The 4,328-nt window shown below is 73.3% G+C and carries 5 protein-coding genes; 2 read left to right on the top strand and 3 right to left on the bottom strand.

From position 1 onward, the window contains the following. Positions 1–13: 13 nt before the first annotated feature. On the bottom strand, positions 14–763 hold the full coding sequence (locus tag R6V09_RS47200) for a glycosyltransferase family 2 protein (protein WP_317887621.1): 750 nt from the start codon (positions 761–763) through the stop codon (positions 14–16). A 105-nt stretch (positions 764–868) separates the two neighbouring features. Between R6V09_RS47200 and R6V09_RS47195 the strand changes: the two genes are divergently transcribed. Then, entirely contained in the window at positions 869–1,624 is a 756-nt protein-coding gene (locus tag R6V09_RS47195) for a response regulator transcription factor (RefSeq protein ID WP_317887620.1), read from the top strand. A 2-nt stretch (positions 1,625–1,626) separates the two neighbouring features. Then, the gene (locus R6V09_RS47190) at positions 1,627–2,739 is read left to right on the top strand and encodes a sensor histidine kinase (RefSeq protein ID WP_317887619.1); all 1,113 of its coding nucleotides are present in this window, start codon (positions 1,627–1,629) and stop codon (positions 2,737–2,739) included. 34 nt (positions 2,740–2,773) lie between these two features. Here R6V09_RS47190 and R6V09_RS47185 read toward each other — a convergent pair whose 3' ends face one another. Together R6V09_RS47185 and R6V09_RS47180 are read right to left on the bottom strand one after the other, a co-directional pair. After that, positions 2,774–3,772, bottom strand: coding sequence for an NAD-dependent epimerase/dehydratase family protein (locus R6V09_RS47185; protein ID WP_317887618.1), 999 nt, complete (start codon positions 3,770–3,772; stop codon positions 2,774–2,776). 96 nt (positions 3,773–3,868) lie between these two features. Beyond that, on the bottom strand, positions 3,869–4,328 hold a 460-nt coding region (locus R6V09_RS47180; RefSeq protein WP_317887617.1), incomplete at its 5' end, for a response regulator transcription factor.

Below are 4,328 nucleotides of genomic sequence, written 5' to 3'. Positions count from 1 at the left end.
ACGAGAAGGGTGGTCACCGGGTGGTCGCTCCTTGCGTCGCGGTGGCGGAGAGGGCGTTGGCCGGCGCCGGGGGTTCGGCCAGTACGCGGCGCATGTCCCGTACCGCCTGCCAGGTGCCGCGCCAGGTCCCGGTGACCTTGGAGACGCCGGTGCGCGGCAGATACGGCACGTCGTGCTCGGCGACGCGCAGACCCGCGTCGGCGGCCCGAACCACCATCTGGAGCGGATAGCCGCTGCGGCGGTCCGTGAGGCCGAGTGCGAGCAGATCCGCGCGGCGGGCGGCCCGCAGCGGGCCGAGGTCGTGCAGTCGCAGCCCCGTGCGGCGGCGCAGCATCCGGGCCAGCGCGAGATTGCCCGCCCGGGCATGCGCGGGCCAGGCCCCGGGCCCCTGTGGCCGGCGTCGCCCGAGCACGAGATCGGCCTCGCCGTCGTGTACCTCGCGTACGAAGCGCGCCAGCAGGGACGGGTCGAGCGAGGCGTCGCAGTCGCAGAAGCACACGATGTCCGCGGTGGCGGCCAGCAGCCCGGCATGGCAGGCGGCGCCGAACCCGCGGCGCTCCTCCCGTACGACGGTGGCACCGAGGCTGTGCGCGAGTGCAGCCGAACCGTCCGTGGATCCGTTGTCCACGACCAGTGCGCGCCAGCCTCGCGGGATGCGGGCCAGTACCCAGGGCAGGGCCTCGGCCTCGTTCAGACAGGGGAGGACCACGTCGACGGGCGCCGGGTCCGGTTCTGGTGGGGGAGAGGTCGTCACGGCTTTCACCCTACGAGCGCGAAACCGGCATACCGGACTTCGGTTCCTTACGAAACACGGACGTCCGGGCAGCGGGTTCGAGAGGCGGGCGCGGCCGGTGGGACCCTGGACGACATGCAGCAACCGTACGAATCCCCAGGTGCCGTACCCGCCGCGAGCGGGCACGCGAACCCGATGCGCGTCCTCGTGGTCGACGACGACCCGACCGTCGCCGAGATCGTCTCCGGATACCTCGACCGCGCCGGATACGTCGTGGACCGCGCCGAGGACGGTCCGGGCGCGCTCGCCCGGGCCGCCGCGCACTGGCCGGACCTGGTGGTCCTCGACCTGATGCTGCCCGGCATGGACGGACTGGAGGTGTGCCGCCGGCTGCGCGGCCACGGACCCGTGCCGGTCATCATGCTCACCGCGCGCGGCGACGAGGACGACCGGATCCTGGGCCTGGAGGTCGGTGCCGACGACTACGTCACCAAGCCGTTCAGCCCACGCGAACTCGTCCTCCGCGTGGAGTCCGTGCTGCGCCGCAGCGGCCCCCCGGCCGTGACCCGCCCGTTGAGCTCGGCGGGACTGACCGCCGACCCCGCCGCCCGCCGCGCCACCAAGAACGGCGCCGAACTCGCCCTCACCCTGCGGGAGTTCGACCTCCTCGCCTTCTTCCTACGACACCCCGGGCGGGCCTTCAGCCGGGAGGATCTGATGCGGGAGGTGTGGGGCTGGGACTTCGGCGACCTGTCGACCGTCACCGTGCATGTACGACGGCTGCGCGGCAAGGTCGAGGACGATCCCGCCAGACCCCGCCTGATCCAGACGGTGTGGGGCGTCGGCTATCGCTTCGAGCCCGCTCGCACCGGCTCGGTAGAGGAGGGCTGATCATGCGCGACATGCTGCTCATCGCCCTGTTCGCCTTTCTGGGCGCCGCCGGGGCCGGGGTGCTCGGCGCGGGCGCGCTGTGGCTGCTGCGCCGGCGGTCGCTCACCGCGTCCGTGTCCGTGGTCGCCGCGGTCGCGGTGACGGCGATGTTCGCGGGCACGCTGGCGGTGGCGCAGGCGATGTTCCTGTCCTCGCACGACCTGTCCGTCGTCACCACGGTCGTCGCCATGGCGGCCGTGGTCTCCCTGGTCACCGCGCTACTGCTCGGCCGCTGGGTCGTCGCCGGCAGCCGTGAACTCGCCCGCGCGGCAAGGGACTTCGGTGACGGCGGTGACTTCTCCGCACCCGAGGGCCCGGCGACGGCCGAACTGGCCGACCTGAGCCGGGAGTTGGCCGCGACCAGCGCCAAGCTCGCCGAATCCCGCGACCGTGAACGCGCGTTGGAGTCCTCGCGGCGCGAGCTCGTCGCCTGGATCTCCCACGACCTGCGCACCCCGCTCGCCGGTCTGCGCGCGATGTCCGAGGCCCTGGAGGACGGGGTCGCCGCCGACCCCGACCGCTATCTGCGCCAGATCCGCACCGAGGTCGAACGCCTCAACGACATGGTCGGCGACCTCTTCGAACTCTCCCGCATACACGCCGGGACGCTCACGCTCTCCCCGTCCCGGATGTCGCTCTACGACCTGATCGGCGACGCCCTCGCGGGGGCGGACCCGCTCGCCCGCGAGCACGGGGTGCGGCTGGTCGGCGACCGGATCGTGGCGGTGCCGGTCGAGGTGGACGGCCGGGAGATGAGCCGGGTGCTGGGGAACCTGCTGGTCAACGCGATCCGGCGGACACCGGCCGACGGCACGGTCGCGGTCGCCGCGGAGCGGTCCGCCGAGGGTGTGGTGCTGTCCGTGACGGACGGCTGCGGCGGTATCCCGGAGGAGGATCTGCCGCGGGTCTTCGACACCGGGTGGCGCGGCACCCACGCGCGGACACCCCCGGCGGGGGCCGGCCTGGGGCTGGCGATCGTGCGCGGGATCGTGGAGGCCCACCAGGGGCGGGCCGCCGTACGCAACGTGTCCGGCGGCTGCCGCTTCGAGGTGACACTGCCGATGGCCGAGGGGTGAACGCCGGGGGCGTCCCCGGCCATCGGCCGGTCGGCTACCGCTCCCCGCGCAGCTTCGACACCGCGAACTCGCGCATCCCCTCCGGGAACGCGACCTCGGCCTTCCAGCCCAGCTCGGCCCGCAGCCGTGAGGAGTCCGCCGTGATGTGGCGGACGTCGCCGAGCCGGTACTCCCCGGTCACCACCGGCACGGGCCCGCCGTACGCGGCGGCCAGCACCCGCGCCATCTCGCCGACCGTGTGCGGGTCCCCGCTGCCGGTGTTGTACGCGGTCAGCGCCCCCTCTTGGGGCTCGGACTCCAGCGCCGCCACGTTGGCCGCCGCGACATCCCGTACGTGCACGAAGTCCCGCCGCTGGCCGCCGTCCTCGAACACCCGGGGGGCCTCACCACGGGCGAGCGCGGACCGGAAGTAGGAGGCGACCCCGGCGTACGGGGTGTCGCGCGGCATCCTCGGGCCGTACACGTTGTGGTAGCGCAGCGAGACGGCCGAACCGCCCGTGGAGCGCGCCCACGCCGATGCCAGATTCTCCTGCGCCAGCTTGGTCGTCGCGTACACGTTACGAGGGTCTACCGGAGCGTCCTCACCCACCAGCCCCGGCGTCAACTGCTCGCCGCAGCGCGGACATCGGGGCTCGAAGCGTCCCGCGTCCAGATCGGCCACGGCCCGGGGGCCCGGCCGCACCGGCCCGTGCCATTCGCAGGCGTAGGAGCCCTCGCCGTAGACGACCATCGACCCGGCGAGCACCAGCCGGCGCACGCTCGCGGCGGCCATGGCGGTGAGCAGCACCGCCGTACCGAGGTCGTTGTGCGAGACGTAGTCGGGCGCGTCGCCGAATCCCGTGCTCAGTCCGACCATCGCCGCCTGATGGCATACGGCGTCCACACCCCGCAGTGCTGGGGCGACCGCCTCACTGTCGCGTACGTCCGGGCCGTCGCGCAGGTCGAACACGACTGCCTCGTGTCCGCGCGCGGTCAGCGCCTCGACTACATGGGACCCGATGAATCCGGCACCGCCGGTGACCAGTACTCGCATGCGCCACACGCTAGGACCGCGCACCCACCGCGCGGCAGCGTCACGCCCGCCATGTCACCGGTCCGTAAGACCCGCTCAGCACCTCTGCGGCGCTTGTCACCCGGGCGGCATCCCCGTGGTTCCGGTGAGGCCCGCCCGCTGCGCGATCAGGGCGGCCTGCACCCGGTTGTCGAGGCCGAGGCGGGTGAGGACGCGGTTGACACGGCTCTTCACGTTCGCCTCGCTGAGCCCGAGATCCGAGGCGATCCGGGAGTTGGACAGGCCGCGCGCGACCAGGACGAGAACCTGCAGCTCGCGCTCGGTGAGCAGTTCCGTCAGTGCGGGCTCGCCGGGAGTCGGGGCCGGTGCGTCGGGGAGGAGCGCGGTCGGCAGCGCGGTCAGTGTGCCGATGAGCCGGCGGGTGACGCTGGGCGCGAGCACCGGCTCTCCGCCGACCGCCGCGTGCAGGGCGCGGGCGAGGTCGTCGGGGTGACTGTTCTTCAGCAGGAAGCCGTCCGCGCCCGCGCGAAGGGCCGCGTGCACGTACTCGTCGAGGTCGAACGTGGTGAGGACGACG

Source organism: Streptomyces sp. W16, from assembly GCF_033194735.1.
Classification (GTDB): domain Bacteria; phylum Actinomycetota; class Actinomycetes; order Streptomycetales; family Streptomycetaceae; genus Streptomyces.
The sequence above is the reverse complement of the archived record's forward strand: the minus strand, read 5'-3'. Positions and strand labels throughout refer to the sequence as shown.